Origin of the sequence: Pedobacter sp. SYP-B3415 (genome assembly GCF_004138205.1) — a bacterium.
Lineage (GTDB): Bacteria > Bacteroidota > Bacteroidia > Sphingobacteriales > Sphingobacteriaceae > Pedobacter.
This window is the reverse complement of the sequence record NZ_RXNQ01000022.1, coordinates 102745-118870: the sequence shown is the minus strand read 5'-3', so window position 1 is coordinate 118870 and position 16126 is coordinate 102745. Positions and strand designations below refer to the sequence as shown.

At 47.9% G+C, this 16126-nt stretch carries 11 protein-coding genes; 3 read left to right on the top strand and 8 right to left on the bottom strand.

Annotated features, from left to right (window positions below; all coding sequences use genetic code 11):
- Positions 1–1179, top strand: coding sequence for a hypothetical protein (locus tag EJV45_RS09225; RefSeq protein WP_129715387.1), 1179 nt, complete (start codon positions 1–3; stop codon positions 1177–1179).
- 172 nt (positions 1180–1351) lie between these two features.
- Positions 1352–2233 (top strand): DMT family transporter, encoded by an 882-nt coding sequence (locus EJV45_RS09220; RefSeq protein ID WP_240755238.1) that lies wholly within the window; start codon positions 1352–1354, stop codon positions 2231–2233.
- A gap of 24 nt (positions 2234–2257) precedes the next feature.
- On the opposite strand, the gene EJV45_RS09215 is transcribed toward EJV45_RS09220, so the two are convergent.
- Positions 2258–3202, bottom strand: a complete 945-nt coding sequence (locus EJV45_RS09215; RefSeq protein ID WP_129715385.1) for an NADP-dependent oxidoreductase — start codon at positions 3200–3202, stop codon at positions 2258–2260.
- Between the two features lie 224 nt (positions 3203–3426).
- On the opposite strand from EJV45_RS09215, the gene EJV45_RS09210 reads away from it, so the two are divergent.
- Positions 3427–4023: a porin family protein gene (locus EJV45_RS09210; protein WP_129715384.1), complete on the top strand. Its 597-nt coding sequence runs from the start codon at positions 3427–3429 to the stop codon at positions 4021–4023.
- A gap of 317 nt (positions 4024–4340) precedes the next feature.
- Here the strand turns inward: EJV45_RS09210 and EJV45_RS09205 are convergent, their stop codons facing one another.
- The 7 genes from EJV45_RS09205 to EJV45_RS09175 all read right to left on the bottom strand — a co-directional run bounded on the left by EJV45_RS09205 (position 4341) and on the right by EJV45_RS09175 (position 15958).
- Positions 4341–6005, bottom strand: coding sequence for a RagB/SusD family nutrient uptake outer membrane protein (locus EJV45_RS09205; RefSeq protein ID WP_129715383.1), 1665 nt, complete (start codon positions 6003–6005; stop codon positions 4341–4343).
- A gap of 12 nt (positions 6006–6017) precedes the next feature.
- Positions 6018–9203 carry a TonB-dependent receptor gene (locus tag EJV45_RS09200; protein ID WP_129715382.1) on the bottom strand — a complete coding sequence of 1062 codons (3186 nt, stop codon included), beginning with the start codon at positions 9201–9203 and terminating at the stop codon, positions 6018–6020.
- 373 nt (positions 9204–9576) lie between these two features.
- Positions 9577–9843: a hypothetical protein gene (locus EJV45_RS09195; protein WP_129715381.1), complete on the bottom strand. Its 267-nt coding sequence runs from the start codon at positions 9841–9843 to the stop codon at positions 9577–9579.
- A 124-nt stretch (positions 9844–9967) separates the two neighbouring features.
- Positions 9968–10324, bottom strand: coding sequence for a hypothetical protein (locus tag EJV45_RS09190; protein WP_129715380.1), 357 nt, complete (start codon positions 10322–10324; stop codon positions 9968–9970).
- Between the two features lie 126 nt (positions 10325–10450).
- Complete coding sequence (locus EJV45_RS09185) at positions 10451–11029, bottom strand: DUF4397 domain-containing protein (protein ID WP_240755237.1); 579 nt, start codon at positions 11027–11029, stop codon at positions 10451–10453.
- A 209-nt stretch (positions 11030–11238) separates the two neighbouring features.
- Positions 11239–12858: a SusD/RagB family nutrient-binding outer membrane lipoprotein gene (locus EJV45_RS09180; protein ID WP_129715378.1), complete on the bottom strand. Its 1620-nt coding sequence runs from the start codon at positions 12856–12858 to the stop codon at positions 11239–11241.
- 4 nt (positions 12859–12862) lie between these two features.
- Complete coding sequence (locus EJV45_RS09175) at positions 12863–15958, bottom strand: SusC/RagA family TonB-linked outer membrane protein (protein WP_129715377.1); 3096 nt, start codon at positions 15956–15958, stop codon at positions 12863–12865.
- Positions 15959–16126: the final 168 nt, after the last annotated feature.

Genomic DNA, 16126 nt, shown 5'->3' with positions numbered 1-16126 from the left:
ATGAAGCAGGTCAGGAAGGCCAGGTCACTTATCGTGCTGATCGCGATCGGCGTGCTGGTTTTCCTGCTTGCGCGGTGTATGCCGGAAGCAGCTATGGCTCCCGACCCGCGGGGCGGGGAATATGCCGGTTCGCAAACATGCGCGGCCTGTCATCCTCAGGCGGCAGCCTCCGGCATTGCCGCCCTACATGCCCATAGTTCAGGGAAAGCGGGCGCTGTCATCAGCCACCTTGCCCCGGCTGCAAGTTTTCCTTTTGCCGCCGGCGATACCGTGCATGTCCGGGTGCGTGCCGATTCCCTGATGCAGGTTCGGGAACATACCGGGCGACCGATGGAATCTTTTACAGCCGGTTTGTATTTTGGGTCGGGCAAACGGGCTTTTACATTTGCGTACTGGCAGGGTGACCGGCTTTTTCAGCTGCCCTTATCGTATTTTACATCTCATGGCGCCTGGGCAAACAGCCCCGGTTTCCCGGCAGACCAGCCCTATTTTGGACGGAGCATCGTTTCACGCTGTTTTGAATGCCACGCGTCATTTGCCGGCACAACGGTTGAAACCGCAGCCGGTTTTAAACGAACGGAACATTACAGCACAGGAAGCCTGATTACCGGTATCGATTGCGAACGCTGTCATGGACCGGCCGCAAAACATGTACGGTTTCATCAGTCTGATCCTGGCCGGAAACGGGCTGCTCACATTAGCAGGTACAGTGAACTTTCGAGGGCCCAAAGGTTGGATGCATGCGCCGTATGTCATTCGGGTAACAACCAGCCAATGGTACGCAGTACCTTCTCGTTTGTACCGGGAGATGTCTTAAAAGATTACCAGGCACCGGCTTTCGGCGAATACGGGGCGCAGCATGCAGATGTGCACGGCAAACAGTCTGATCTGTTAGCGCAAAGCAGGTGTTTTCAGGGAAGTAAGCTGGAGTGCCAGTCATGCCATACCATGCATGATAAGCCGAAAACAATGCGCGCCTATACACAGGTGTGCAGCAGCTGCCATCCTCAGCCCAAACATAGCACAGGTCTCCATGCCGGCAGGTTAACCATGGGTAAGGATTGCATAGATTGTCACATGCCGCTCCAGCCCTCGAAGGTGATTTCGTTCCAGCTTGCGGGTAAGAAAACCAAATCGTCATACCTCTTGCGTACGCACAAAATAGCGGTCTACCGTTAGGAGCAGGGACAACCGCCATTACGTAAATTTCTGCTTACAGTAATTGCCTCCGGCTAAAACCAGTAAATTCGCGCCTGGCAAAGGTTATAGCCCTGATGGTTGGCGAATACCGCCCATCAAGGGGTTGCTTTCGCAGCATTCAAGCCTGTTGCTGTGCTGATCGTTTATAGAATTGAACAAACCAAAACAAAGCTCCTGGATCCTCGCCGGACTGCTCTTTGCCGTCCTTTGGTCGTCTGCCTCAACCGCTACCAAGGTTGGTCTGCAGGTGGCACAACCCATGCTTATCGCGGTAGTTCGGTTTGCACTGGCTGCAGTCCTGATGCTCGCGTATGCACACCTGATCAAAAGGTATCGGCTGCCCAAAGGCCGTGAATGGCTTCAGATAGCTGTCTATGGTACCTTAAATATCGCCGTTTATCTCGGGTTATATGTCATAGCCATGCAGGAGGTTACCGCCGGAATCGGTGCGCTTGCCGTAGCTGTGAACCCAGTTATTATGAGCGTAATGGCGGTGTTTCTTTTGGGTAAGAAACTGGAAAGTAAGATTATCCTGTCATTGTTTATTTGTCTTGCGGGCGTGTTTTGTACCGCCTGGCCATTGCTGGGTCATGCCGTGGTAACAACCCGGGGTCTTACTATATTGCTGGCCAGCATGTTTTCTTACTCACTGGCGGCAATCTATTTTTCTTCAAAAAAGTGGGACGGCCTCAATCTTTTTACCATCAATGGCTGGCAAACCCTGATTGGCGGTCTGGTATTACTCCCCTTTCTCATCGCATTTTATGACCCGGCGAAAAATAATTTTAACGCATCCTTTTGGTTGTCGGTTAGCTGGCTTGCTATCCCTGTTTCTATCGGTGCGGTACAGTTATGGCTCTGGCTAACGCGATCAGATACAATTAAGGCCGGCTTGTGGCTGTTTCTTTGTCCGCTCTTCGGCTTTACGATCGCTGCCCTGCTTGTTGGCGAGCGCGTAGGGATCTATACGATTGGCGGAATTATCCTGGTTCTTGCCGGGCTGTTTGTGTCGAGACAGGGGAATAATAAATAATTTTGATACCTGCAGAAGCTTTCGTTACCCGAAGTGAAGTACGATCTTTCCGGTTGTATTTCCTTTCTCCAGTTCCTCATGGGCTTTGGCTATCTCACTGACCGGATAATCTTTGTCGATGTGGGCACGCACTTTTCCCTCTTCGAGCAGGTTCGCGATGGCGCGTTGATTCTCACCAGAGCTTTTTACGGTTATATGTTGTCCGCGAATACCTGCATTAGCGGCCTTTCCTGCCGGGTCGTCGACATAGCCTGTCGGAATGGTGATGATCTGACCTCCCGGTCTGATGGTTTTCAGCGAGCGTTCAAAAACCTCGCCGCCTATGGTATCTACAACCAGATCGGCATCCTGAACCAGCGATGAAAAATCCTCATTTTTATAGTCAATGTGTTCCTGCGCGCCGAGGCCCAGTACAAAGTCACGCTTTTCAGCGGAGGAAGTTCCGATCACATAAGCACCGGCATGGTGTGCAAACTGGACCGCAAAATGGCCAACGCCACCGGCGGCCGCATGAATGAGGACTTTCTGTCCGGCCTGAAGGCCTGCATGCGTAAAAAGTACATCCCAGGCGGTCAAGGCAGCAAGGGTACTGGCTGCTGCTTCAGCATGACTGATGTTTTGCGGTTTTTTAGCCAATTGATTGGATGGGGCAAGGACATATTCGGCATATGTACGGCCGTGACCAGGAAAGTTGACCATGCCAAATACCGCATCCCCAACGCTAAAATCATGAACGCCCGGGCCAACCGATTCGATTACACCCGATACGTCCCAGCCCAGAATGACCGGTTGTTCCTGGCTAATACGCTGCCATGCGCCTTTTCCCTGACGCGTTTTCCAGTCGATCGGGTTAATACTGACAGCCACAGTACGAATCAACACCTCACCTTCGCCGGGGGTTGGTTTGGGTACGTCACGCATCTCAAAGTTTTCGGTGCCGCCGGGCGCATTTAGTATGATCGCTTTCATAGGGTCAGGTTTTTATAAAAGTAACAATAAATTTCTAACGCCACCCGGCCCGCATGATATGCAAGCGAGGTGTTAAATACAGCTGAGATTCCCGGGGTATTATCTGAAGCTGAGGCTATGTCAGCCCTATGGAGATATGCTGAAATCACCCCGAACAAGCCGCTGCCGCAGCGGAACACTTTTTGTGTTAATTTTGCGTTCTCAAATAACTCAAAATGAAAACCATGAAAAAGAGCATTTTACTAGTTGCAATGCTGATCCTGAGTGTTGGATCGCTGCATGCCCAGTTTAACCTGGGACTAAAAGCCGGCGTCAATCTGGCAAGTCTGAGTACCGATTTTGCTGACAAAGAGAACCGTCTCGGTTACCAGCTTGGTGCCTGGGCCCGCATCGGAAGCGGCTTTTATGTACAACCTGAAGCGTATTTCGGCAGCAAGGGAAACCGGTTTGTAAGTTTTACCAATAACAGCGGCACAGAAGTGGAAGCCGAAGGTAAAGTCCGCTTTACAACCCTTGATATCCCGGTTTTACTCGGTACTCGGGTAGGCGTAGACAAATTAAACCTGCGTTTTATGGCTGGTCCGGTCGTGTCATTTGTTCTTGATGAAAACGCAACATTTTCATCTGCATATGATCAGGCTACAGACTTCAGAAACTATAAGAACAATGCGTTTGCTGCACAGTTTGGTGCTGGTGTAGATGTGGGTAATTTGGCTGTAGACCTGCGTTATGAAGCCGGTCTGAGCAATATCAGCAACAGCGACCGTTACAAACAACGTCCCAACGTCTGGCAATTGAGCCTCGGTTGGAAATTGTTCTAAGTACAGATACCATACAGATCTTAAAGGCTGGCCGTTTGGCCGGCCTTTTTTTGTAACTTCTTAATAAAAGGGTTAATACGCGCTCAAAATGCTTTTTAGGCGTATGCTGAAATTGCGGCTTTGGGCCGACGGTATTGAATCAGCTAGCAGGTTTCAAATAGCCATCTTAGCCGCGCCCTGCCCCCGCTACCACCGCCTTCAAACCATTTCCGATTACGACTGCCCCTGCGAAGATTGGCTGGAAACCTTCCGTGTACCATGAGGGCCCATAGAACAAAAAAGGTCCGGGCCTCGCGCCCGAACCAATCGATTTACATTTATTCCCAGCCCGGGTTTTGCTTCAGCACACCCGGAGGGTAGAGGCTGATTTGCCCGGTCGGAATGGGGGAGAGGTAATTTTTCGGATCGACAAAGGTGCGGACCGAACTTGCTGCGTATGGCATAATATAACCCTGCGCATTCCTCAATACTCTGCCGTTGTCCGGAACTTTTGCGCCCAGAAATGCATCCGGATTCTGGGTTCTGTCCAGATAATAACCTTTCTTCCAGCGCAGCACATCCTGGTAACGGAATCCATTCATCATGAGCTCGGTGCGGCGTTCACGCCTGATTTCCCACATAAGCGGTGAGATGTCAGCTTCACGTTTTGGGTCTGCAATTGTGGTTGCCCCGTTGGCACCAGAGGCAACGTTACCTCCGCCCTGAACAACCAGTTTTGCCACACCGGCACGCGCGCGGAGCAGATTGACCGATTTGTCGAGGTCTGCCTGCGTTACAGCATATGTGCCTTGTTTTTCCATCAGCGCAACGAGCTCTGCATAATTCAGCAACACCTCAGAATAATAAAAAATCGGGGCATCTGTTTCATTGAATGGTGCCAACTGGTTTGATGCAGGCTGCAGGAATTTTGCCGGCCGATAGCCTGTGCTTGTGCTGTAGCCATTTACAAGCGATCCGTTGTAAGCAAGGAAATCGCTGATTGTGCTCGTTAGCCGTGCGTCGCGATTTGCGCGTACAGCTGTAATATTTGCATCACCCTGGTAAAGGGGCGATTGGCCAATAGGCAATCCATCTGTAGCCGGGTAGGCTTCTACTGCAGATTTAGTGAGCCCTGCCATTTGCGTGGTACTGTTTGTATAACCAATAACGGAATGGGTCAGCACACCGGCCAGGTATTTTTTGTATAACAGCACTTCCTTGTTTCCGGCAAGATCCATCGAGCTGTAGATTGTACGATAGTCAGGGTTCAGCACATATTTACCGGTCATCAGTTTCTCTGAGGCATCTTTTCCTTCGGTCAGGAACTTCCCGGCATCATTTAGTCCCAGCTCGGTATGATAGATGCGGTAAGAGCCTTCAAAAAGACAGATTCTGGCTTTCAGCGCAAGCGCAACATCCTGGTTTACGGTATTGTCTTCGTCGCGCACACGGATATTTGCAACCGCGTAATTGATGTCTGCCAGCACACTGTCCATAACAAGCTGACGGCTGTCGCGCGGTTTGTAAATGAGGTTGTCTTCCGAAACATCCAGCGACTTGCTGATATAAGGAACACCGCCAAAAAGTTTGACTTTGTTAAAATAGTCCATAGCACGGAAGAAACGTGCAACACCTTTCCAGTGCCGTTTTGCATCATCGCTCATCGCAATCTGGTCTATACGCTCAAGCATGATATTCGCTTTGCGGATGTATGACCAATCCCAGTCGCCTGAGGTGGGCGGAGCTGTCAGCGTGAAATTCTGGAACGTGGCGGCATTCTGGTCATCACTCAGTGTTGAGAAATAAAAGTCTGCCGATGTACCTGTTCCGAAACCCGTAAAGAGGTTATAAAAACCCCATGAATAGCTGCGCACATTGTTTTCGCTCGTCCAGAAGTTGTCGTCAGAGAACTGGTCGGGCGTATCTACATTCAGGTCCTTCGTGCAGGACGCCAGCACGGCGGCTATAAATGAAAAGAGTATGATTGATTTGAAAAATTTCATGATCTAAATCCTTTAGAAAGTTAAATTGGCACCAAACGAATACATTTTGTTGAAAGGGAAGGTGCGTCCGGTATAACCGGCTTCGCCGTCTGTCATCTCCGGATCGATCGGAACACCTACGTTCGAGAATGTTGCCAGGTTCTGGCCACTCAGGTAGAGCCTGAATTTGCTTACACCAAATTTCTTCAGCGTGTTTGCCGGCAGCGTATAACCGAGCGTAACGTTTCTCAACCGCAGGTAAGCCAGGTTAAGCAAATATTTTGTTTGCGGGTAAAAGTTATTGCCGCTTGCCGGGAAGTTGGAAATGCGGGTGCCGGCATTACCGATGTAAGGCCTCGGGTAAAATGCATCGGTATTTTCAGGTGTCCAGAAGTCCATCTGGTTTGCGTACATAATATCAGCGTTGCCATATGCCGGGATAACCATCGTACCGATGCCCCAATACGCGCGTTTGCCTACACCCTGCATAAAAATATCCAGATCAAAACCTTTAAATGTGCCGCCAAAGCGTGCGCCGTATTGATAGCGTGGCTGCGTGTTGCCTATCACCTTGAGGTCGCCATGATCATTCAGCGTTGTCTTACCCATGTTGATCACGCCATCACCATTGAGGTCTTTATATTTTACATCGCCCACGCCGTATACGAAATTTCCGTTTTGCAGGGCGAACTGGCTTGGTGAGTTTTTTACATCATCTGCTGATGTAAAATACCCGTCTGTTTCAAAACCCCAGATTTCGCCATAAGTCTGCCCCGGGTAGTAGCCGGCACCGTTCTGATAGATAACCATAGAAGGGTTGTTCCATTTGGTAAATACCGTTTTGTTATCGGCGAGTGTCAGCGTGGCATTAACGTTCAGATCTTTATTTACAGGGTAATTGAAGTCAAGGCTGATCTCATAACCGCGGTTGCGGAAATTACCCACATTAATGCGTGGTCCGCCGGCGCCAAATGTCGCCGCTACAACCGTGTTTTGAAGCATACCCTTGGTATCGCGCTGGTACCAGTCGAATGTTAAGCCCATATAGTTTTTCCAGAACCGGAAATCAGCACCGATATCAAGTGTCTGTATTTTTTCCCAGGTCAGGGTTTCGGCCACCGGAATCGGCGCATTGATACCCTGCACCAGCGTGGTGCCTGAAGGGGTGATCCAGTTTGCCGTTGTTCCGGACATGGTTGGGATGTAGTACTGACCACCAACGTTCTGATTGCCTACAGAGCCGTAGGAAGCACGTATCTTGATGTCGTCGATAAATGGCTTGCTGAAGCGCATGAACTTTTCCTCGCTCAGGCGGTAGCCCGCAGATGCCGATGGGAAGAAGCCCCAGCGGTCCTTTTTAGAAAAGGCAGACGAGCCGTCATACCGGCCATTTACTTCCAGCAGGTATTTTCCCTGGAAATCATAGTTTACGCGGGCGAAATATCCTGCATAAGCACCCAGACCACGGCCGCCTGAAGCAAACTGAGTTCCAACGGCCAGCGGAAGTTCCCCGCGGGTTGGGTCGAGCAGTGTTTGTCTGCCGGCGGTGAAGTTTACATTCTGGTAAGTCTCGCTGTTTACACCCGCGGTTAGTTTGAAGTTATGTTCGTTTTCAATTGACTTCTGATAGGTCAGGTAAGCATTCAGGGTATTTACATAGTTCCGGCTTCCGGTGTAGTTAACGATATCCTGTCCGGCCGTAGCAATATTAACAAGTTTTGGCGGGGTTCCTGCCGTCCAGAAGTCCCATGCATTGATTGGTCCGCCAGCTTCATGCCTCATTGCATTATCTCGGCCAATCGTGTAATCAGCACGCAAATTCAGATCTTTTGTAATCTTTACGGTAGCGCCCAGGTCGATCCGATTGTAATTAGCGGTTAGGTCTGCGCGCTGTGCGCCGGCCAGGTAGGCTGGTGTATGCCGGAAATAGTTGCCCTGGTAGGTGCCATAAGGAAAATATGATCCCCAGCGCCAGAAATAATACCAATAGTTTTGATATTGATAAGGGTACTCGTACTTGAAATTCCTGTATAGAAACTTGGCGTCTATGTCCAGCCACTTGGTAACGGCGGCATTGATTGAACCGGTGATGTTGTACTTATTAACCTCGTCGGGATTCAGCTTCATGATGCCGTTATCATTTGCGTAACCTGCTGACAGGTAATAGCCGATTTTATCGCTTCCACCCTGTACGCGGATATTGTGATTATTCTGGGTAGTGAAGTCTTTCAGCATTTCTTTTTTCGGATCCCACACTTTGTAGAAGTAGACGCGGCCATCCTGGTAATCAAAATCCTGACCCAGGATCATCTCATTTCCGGTGTTACCCGAATAATTGTTTTTCCAACGGATAATGCCTTCGCGCAGTTTGGTCAGCTGCATACCGAATGTTTCGGGAGAAGTTGTGCCGGCGCGGACAGATGCATCGTATAAGGCCTGAAGCTCTTCTACGGGGTCAGCAAAATCAGCCAGTACGGTAGGCTGATTCCATGAAAAGTTATTTGTATACGTAACGGAGGTAGGCGCGTTTTTCCTGCCCGACTTGGTCTTAACAAGCACAACCCCAAAGGCGGCGCGTGCACCGTAGATAGATGTGCTGGCAGCATCTTTCAACACAGAGATACTCTCGATGTCATTTGGATTGATTACAGAGAGGTCTGGCGTTTCTACATTGTCCACCATGATAAGCGGCCGGCTGTTGCCGTTTATTGATCCGACACCGCGCAAATTGATGCCGGGAGCGGAGGTCAGCCCACCATTTCCGTAGGTGATGGTCAGGCCGGGTACAACCCCCTGCAGCGCACGCGTAGGATCGGTGAGCGGTTTACTTTCGAAAGTTTTTGCAACATCGACTGTTGTGACGGCACCTGTGAGGTTAACGCGTTTTTGGGTGCCGAAGCCCACCACAACGACTTCATCCAAGCCTTTGGCATCGGCCTCAAGTGTCACATTGATGGTGTTTACTGTGCCGACCGTTCGTTCCTGCGCTACATAGCCGATATACGAAAACACAAGCACCTCGCCGGTGTTGGTGGCGATAGAATAGTTTCCCTCTGCGTCGGTTTGCGCAGTCGTGTTCTTTGATTTGATTTTTACGGTTACTCCTGGCAGCGGACCGTCTGCCGCCGTCACTTTTCCTTTAACCGTTAACTGTTGTGCAAAGGCACTGCCCAGCATCAGAAACGTTCCAAGAAAAAAAAGCAGTAGTTTTTTTTTCATAAACTCTAAGAATAGAATGTGTAAATGTTTTGTTGATCCGATTTCGAAACATGCAGGTAAGCGCGTGTTTTGAAATCGTTTAGTAAATATCCCGATGTTTTTTTGATATTCTGCGCTGCGAAAATCGCTATTGAACGAAAATCGCGCATAACACTGCAAAAAGCCGCAAAAATTTTTTGTAACAATGTAGTTCCACTTATTAAAAACGCATTAGAATGATGCCGGAACGGTGAGAAGGAGAGGAAAAAAGAAAGGAGCCGCATGGGCTCCTGTTTGGTTAGATTGGGTTAATTTCGACAATGTTGACCTCGACGAAACCGGGCCCGGCATATTGGTTGAATGTGGCCTGCGCATCGGTTCCATAAATATCGATCTACTCATAGCTGGTATACGATGAATTTTCGAAACGTATACTGATAGTAAGTCTTTTCGGACCATCGTCAAAAGAGCGGGTGATCCAGATGGGCAGCGCTCCAAGCACGAACGAATCGTAGGCAACGTTGTAGGAGGGGTCGTCAACGTGTATTGAGCGTAAAGACGCCTGTTTGTCTTTAGGCGCATTGCCTGCTCTTGATGAATGAGGAGCAATACTGATCGAGATGGTAAGTGCCATCGCACTCGCCAGAACGAGGTTTTTCATATTCATATGGATAGGGTTTAGGTTGCTGATCATGCTTCCTCTGTAGAAAGGCTAACGATAAACAGATTGGAGGAGCGCAGTCTGCTATGCGATCTGGATGCCTTAAATAGTAGCACAACTTGGTTCAAAGCGGGCTAACGTCCACAAGCGTGACGCCTACGGAGTAAGGGCCTGAGTACTGCGTAAATACAACAAACGTTTCAGTGCCCTCTATGTCAACAAACTCATAGTACGGCTGCGGATTGCTGCCGGCATAAATACGCAATGTCAACCGCTTCGGTCCGTCGTCTTCCGTCCTGGTAATGCGAATCGGCAAAGCGCCGTAGACGTATTCATCATAGAACAGTTCGTAGCTGGGGTCAAATGGTTTTAGATTGGTTATAGGAGTCAGCGGTCGTGGCTGGTGGAAGGCTGACGCCGAACCTGAACACAAGATAGCGGCTGCAAGCACTCCGGCCATCAGATGATTTCTTTTGAACATAGGGTTATGATTAGGATTAATTGCCTGAATATAAGGTTTTGATCAAGAAGGTCCAAATGGCGCAGAACAAAAGCCACAAAAAAGGCCGCCCTGATGAAGGACGGCCTGTGATAATTGTGTTTTTTCTTATTTGATCAGGAAAAACGACACGTACGGTCGTCGAACCGCATCTGTTCTGCCACTGTAACCGGTAGCGAATACGGTATACGATCTGCGGTTGAGAAACGTGTTCGCGCTTGTATAGGTTGCAAGAGCAGTCGATGTCGGCGCGCTCCCTGTGGGACGAATGGTCCACGCAACGGCTGCAGTCGTTAAGATTGGTCTTAGAAAGTAATCTGACGCTGACAGGTATGAAATATTTCCTACAACCAATACGCCTCCATAGTACAGGTCAACTGCTGGTACATTTGGCATCAGGTTCACGAAACGGAAACGTACGAAGCCAGAATCGGGAATGCTATGGTCGTCTTGTGTAAGAAAACTTTTGGTATTTGCAGCCGTATCGGTCAAATGAAGTGTGTAAGCTTTACCAGGCTCAGTCGTAATCTCGGTTTTGTACAAAACAACTGAGTCAGTCAGCGTACCCCGTTTCGGGATGCTGATGCTAACCTCTTGTTTACCAGGAGTAGCGCGCAGATAATCAGCTCTCGAGTCGCCAAGCGTATTATATCCGCCTCCGGGGTACGGGTATCTAGCCGTTAACAAAGGCGAAATTCTCTGACCGTTCAATTTGATTTGAATGCCTGGATTTGCCGAGTATGCAATATTATAATTAAACTTTATCCTCGCTTCTGAGGAGGTGACTTCTTCAAAGTCCGCGTATTTTATCTCGTTTTTAGTACACGACGTTAATCCGATTGCCGTGCATATTGTAACGATAACTAATAATTTAATAGATCTCATCATGATTTGCATTAATTATTTGGCAGACTGAACCACGTTTCCACTGTGTGATAATTTGGAGCCAGCCCTCCCCATTTGTCAAGCTCTTTTCTATTCCAGATGTACTCCGAGTTGTAGCGTGGACGGAGACGGTAGGCATACTTGCCAAGGTTGGTGTCGTTAAGTTCTCCTTCAGCTAATTGCTTGTAATTGCGGAAAACATCAGCACTGTAGTGATGTTTTCTTAAGTCACACCACTGTTCCAGGCCGGCCCAACCCCACTGCGCAATATATTTCTGGCCCATGATGTCAGCAAGTTTTAAATCGCCGGCAGTTTTCGCCACTTCTGTGCTTGCAAGATAAGCATCAATCTCTGCAGCTGTTATCGCTTGTGCAGATGGATTTCCATTTCTGCCATAGGTGTTGACAAAATCCATATGTCCACGAATACCGGCAATGTATGCACTATAGGCACCAGCCAGGTCGCCTTTCGTAAACAACGCCTCAGATTTGATGAACTGCAATTGAGCATAAGTCATAATCGGGTATCTGGCTGCATTCGCGAAAATATATTTACCAGGAAATGGAGTAGCACTTGAACCGGTAACAGAGCCGAGAACATGCGGGATTGTTTTTACAGTAGGTACATCGCCCTGTGTTGGCATAACTCCGCGATATACCCCATTTGTTGCTGGGACAGTTGTAGACATTGGATTAATCATTCTCGTCAACCGCGGATCGACTGATGTCCTTGGGTCAGCAGGAGGGATTCCTCTGACACCACCGGTTAGATAGTCGACTATTGGCTGACCAATGCGGCCATAGGCGAGAGGGGTGAATAAAGCAAAATTCTGCCCGAGGGGATTTGAATCTCCAGATGTGTTTCCGTTGAATCCAATCGTCGCATCGTCTGCAGAGTTAGCGAAAGAGAGATTAACATATTTAACCACACTGTCTGCATAGCGAGCTTTGAATTCAGGTTTATTTACAAGATGTCCATATTGTGTTGCTAATACAGCGTAAACAAATTTTCTCCACTTTGGTCTGTCGCCGCGGTACATTTGGTCGCCTGAAGGAGAAGATAACAGTGCTGCAACATTCGCTCCTTCAGTTTTGTTGAAGCATTCGAGCGCCTTCTGACTCCATTCGCGTACTCTGGCATAAACTTCAGGTTGATCCTGGTAACGGAACTCAAGTTTACCTAATGTAAACGCCTCATCGAGAATTACCGGACCATGTGCATCGGTTAGCATTTGATAGCCCCAGGCTTTAACTGCGTAACCAATTCCAGCGTAGGTCCACTTATTGGTAGCTTCAGCCTCCTTGATCATGTCTTCGAGGTTCAATCCAAAGTTTACATACGCCATTCTCCATAGCGAGCCGCCTAAATCACTCGCCGACACATAACCGTGACGGTCCCAAACTACGCTTGCGGCAAGAACATCTTGCGAGAACATGTTTTGTGTATACTTGAACAATACGCGATAATCAGTAGCGGTATTGTTAGCCATTTGGAAGATGATCGGAGCAAGCATATATTCAGCTTTGACCACCTGTGGTGTTGCCGGATCTGTATTGACGTCCAGCAGTTTTTTACATCCGCTAGCTGTAGCTAAAAGGATGGCAAGTATGATTAATGAATAATACTTCATCGTTTTATAATTTAAGTCTGAAACCAACATTCACACCCAGTGGGCGTCCAAGACTTCCAAGGTCAAAGCCGATTGCTCCTGCACCGCCAACGCTTGGGTTTACTGCATTTACATCAGGATCCGTACCTGAATAGTTTGTAATTAGGAAAACGTCTGTAAGGGTAACGAATACGCCGAGTGAGGAAATTTTTGCCTTCGATAACATCGATGGTGAAAAGTTGTAGCCAAGTGTTAAATCCCGAAGTCTGAACGAATTAATATTGCGCTCGATAAAGTCTTCAGGCGCAATGCCTCCCGTGGTTGATGTATAATAGTTTGTATTTGTTGCAGGCGTAATCACAATGTTATTCGGGGTAGGGCTATCAGAATTTTCCAGTCCATCCAGAAGTACACCTTTAATTACGCGAGGGACTTCACGATCCAAAGTTTTCGTGCTAAGGCCCCGGCGATATAGTTCGTATTGCGTACCGTTGTATACATCTCCACCTACGCGAAGGTCAAAGAGAAATGATAGATTAAAGTTTTTGTAACTGAGTGAGTTTACTGTTCCCAACAGGAAGTTCGGTGCGCGATCCCCAATGATCGGATAATCCGCGTCGCTTGCAAGCAATGGCAATCCGTTTGCAGGATTAATTACCAGGTCGCCGTTTTTATTCCTTCTGTTTTTCCATCCTCCAATAGAAAGGAAGCTGGCCCCGGGATAAACCGCTGAACGTATACCGCCGCTTATCCATGTATCAGATTCATAGAGTTCCGGCAAGTCGTCTGCGATTGACAGCACTTTGCCACGATTTCTGCTGAAGTTCATTGTTATGTCCCAAGTCAAAGATTTACTCTTAACGGGAGTTCCACGAAGTTGTACTTCGATACCCTTATTTACAACATCTCCCCCGTTCATCATTCTAAGGGCAGATCCTGTTCCGTAGCTTGTTCTCGGAAGAATAATTTGGTCTATACTTTTCATACTGTAGTATGTAAAGTCGATACCAACCCTGCTCTTAAACATGCTCAGGTCGAATCCGAACTCATAGGATTCGGTCTTTTCCGGTTTTAAGGTGATATTTCCTCCATTTGCAAGGTCATATGCCAAACCACCGCCAGTGTTGGTCTGAGGTTGAAGACGGGTAGCTAAAGCATAAACTTTATAAGGCTCTTTACCTGTCAAACCGAATGATCCCCGTAGTTTTCCACTGCTTAACCAGCTGGAATTTTTGAAATTCTCAAGATCTGAAAAGTTGAAAGCCAAACTTGCTGAAGGATATGCGAAATACGGATTGTTAGGCATCAGTCGTGATGCTGCATCCACTCTTCCGGTCAGTGTCAGGAATAGCAAAGATTTGTATCCCAATACAGCCTGAGCGAGTGCGCCTGCATTTCTATAGCGGGTAATGTAAAGCCGGGCTGTCTGTGTCGAAGGCAATGTGTTGTTGATACTATAGAAATTTTGATCAAACATATTCTGACCGCGGGCAGAATTTTGCTCGTTATTTACGTCTGCAGCATTTACTCCAAGAATGTACGTGTTATTGAAGTCTCCAAACTTGTGCGTAGCAGATGCAGTTAAAGACATATCAAATCGTTTGTTAAATGCTGTGTAGGTGTTTACAATACCTCCATTAGGAGTAGCAGCACTTCCCGACCCCAGGAATGACTGTGCGTGATATACTGTCAAGCCGTTTGTATGAGATAGATTCATACCTAAAATTCCAGTAACTGTTAACCATTTCGCTGGTTTGTAGCTCAAGTTTGCATTACCTAGCAAGCTGTTTGTGCGATCGTCCGCTATATTCTTGTTAACATCCCAAAAAGGGTTGTCAGTTTCGTTGTAGATATTTGTCGAAGTCAACACCCTATTGCCCAGATCATCAATCCAGTTCGTTACGTCATAACGTGATGGGAAGCGCAGTAAGCCTAAAAGATATCCCTGTACTCCTTTATTTGCTTTTTTGTTATAAGCGTTTGTATAACTAAACCGTGTTGTTAAATTCAGCTTTGGGTTGATCGCAACACTTCCGGTAAGTGAGCTGACATAACGCTGGTACTGGGTTGTCGGAATCGTCCCCCGGTTGTCGGTGTATTCGTTTGACCATCGATAAGTAAGGCCTTCTTTACCGCCCTCTACGATAAGGTTGTGCTTTTGCGCGTAACCGGTTTTGAAAAAGGCATTTATGTTGTCATAAATTGGAAGACCTTCCGCATATTTTGGGCCGAAGAAGTTGCCTGATCCTGGGTTAGGAATACCATTAGCATCGCCCTGGCTGTAAACCTGCTGTACCTCAGGGAAATTGTTCACCGTTTCGACGCGAAGGGAGCCGTTATACGAAACGCTCGATTTTCCAGCTTTAGCTTTTTTAGTAGTGATGATGATTGCACCACTAGCACCAAGATTTCCATACAGTGCCGTTGCTTCCGGTCCTTTCAAAATCGTGTAGCTTTCTATGTCAGCAGGATTAATATCAGCCCCCCTATTGGTGTAGTCCTGATTCCTGTTTGTTCCGGCCATAGCCATATTGGTTTGGCTCACTACCGAGTTGTCAATAGGAACACCATCAACAACAAATAAAGGGCTATTGTCGCCGGTAATTGACACCCCGCCACGCAGAACGATTTGCGATGAAGCGCCCGGATCACCAGAGGTTTGATTCACTGTCAAACCAGGAGCTCTTCCGGCAAGGCCGTTCAGAAAGTTTTCACGGCCGGTTTGAGTAACCTCGTCGCCTTTCACCTTCGGCGTCGAATAGCCTAGTGTTTTGTCTGATCTTTCGATACCGTAGGCAGTGATGGTAACATCGTCAAGGGTGGTGTTATCGCTTACTAACTGGACATTAATCACAGTGCTGTTTCCGACTGTTCTTTCCTGTGCAGATGTTCCGATATACGAAAATACCAGTACGTCACTCTTCGTAGCAAGGATGCTGTAATTCCCTTCCCCGTTGGTTTGAACAGCGTTCTGCGTCCCCTTTACCCGTACCGAAACACCCGGCATAGGGTCCTTGTCAGCCGCAGACGTAACTTTTCCGCTTACCCGTATCTGCTGAGCAAATGCACCGGCATAGCAAAAAAGCAACCCCATCAGAATCTGGAGTAGTTTTCTTTTCATGAAAGCTTGGTTTTAGTTAATTAATAAGTTTGTTTTGTTTGGCTAAACACGCATTAACACGCATCTATAGTTTGTTCTGCTAAATATCTGAAAAAAAAGGACATATAGCATAGAAAAAACTGCACTTTTTTGCGCTATTCAGGAATATCCTGTTTTAAACACGCAGAA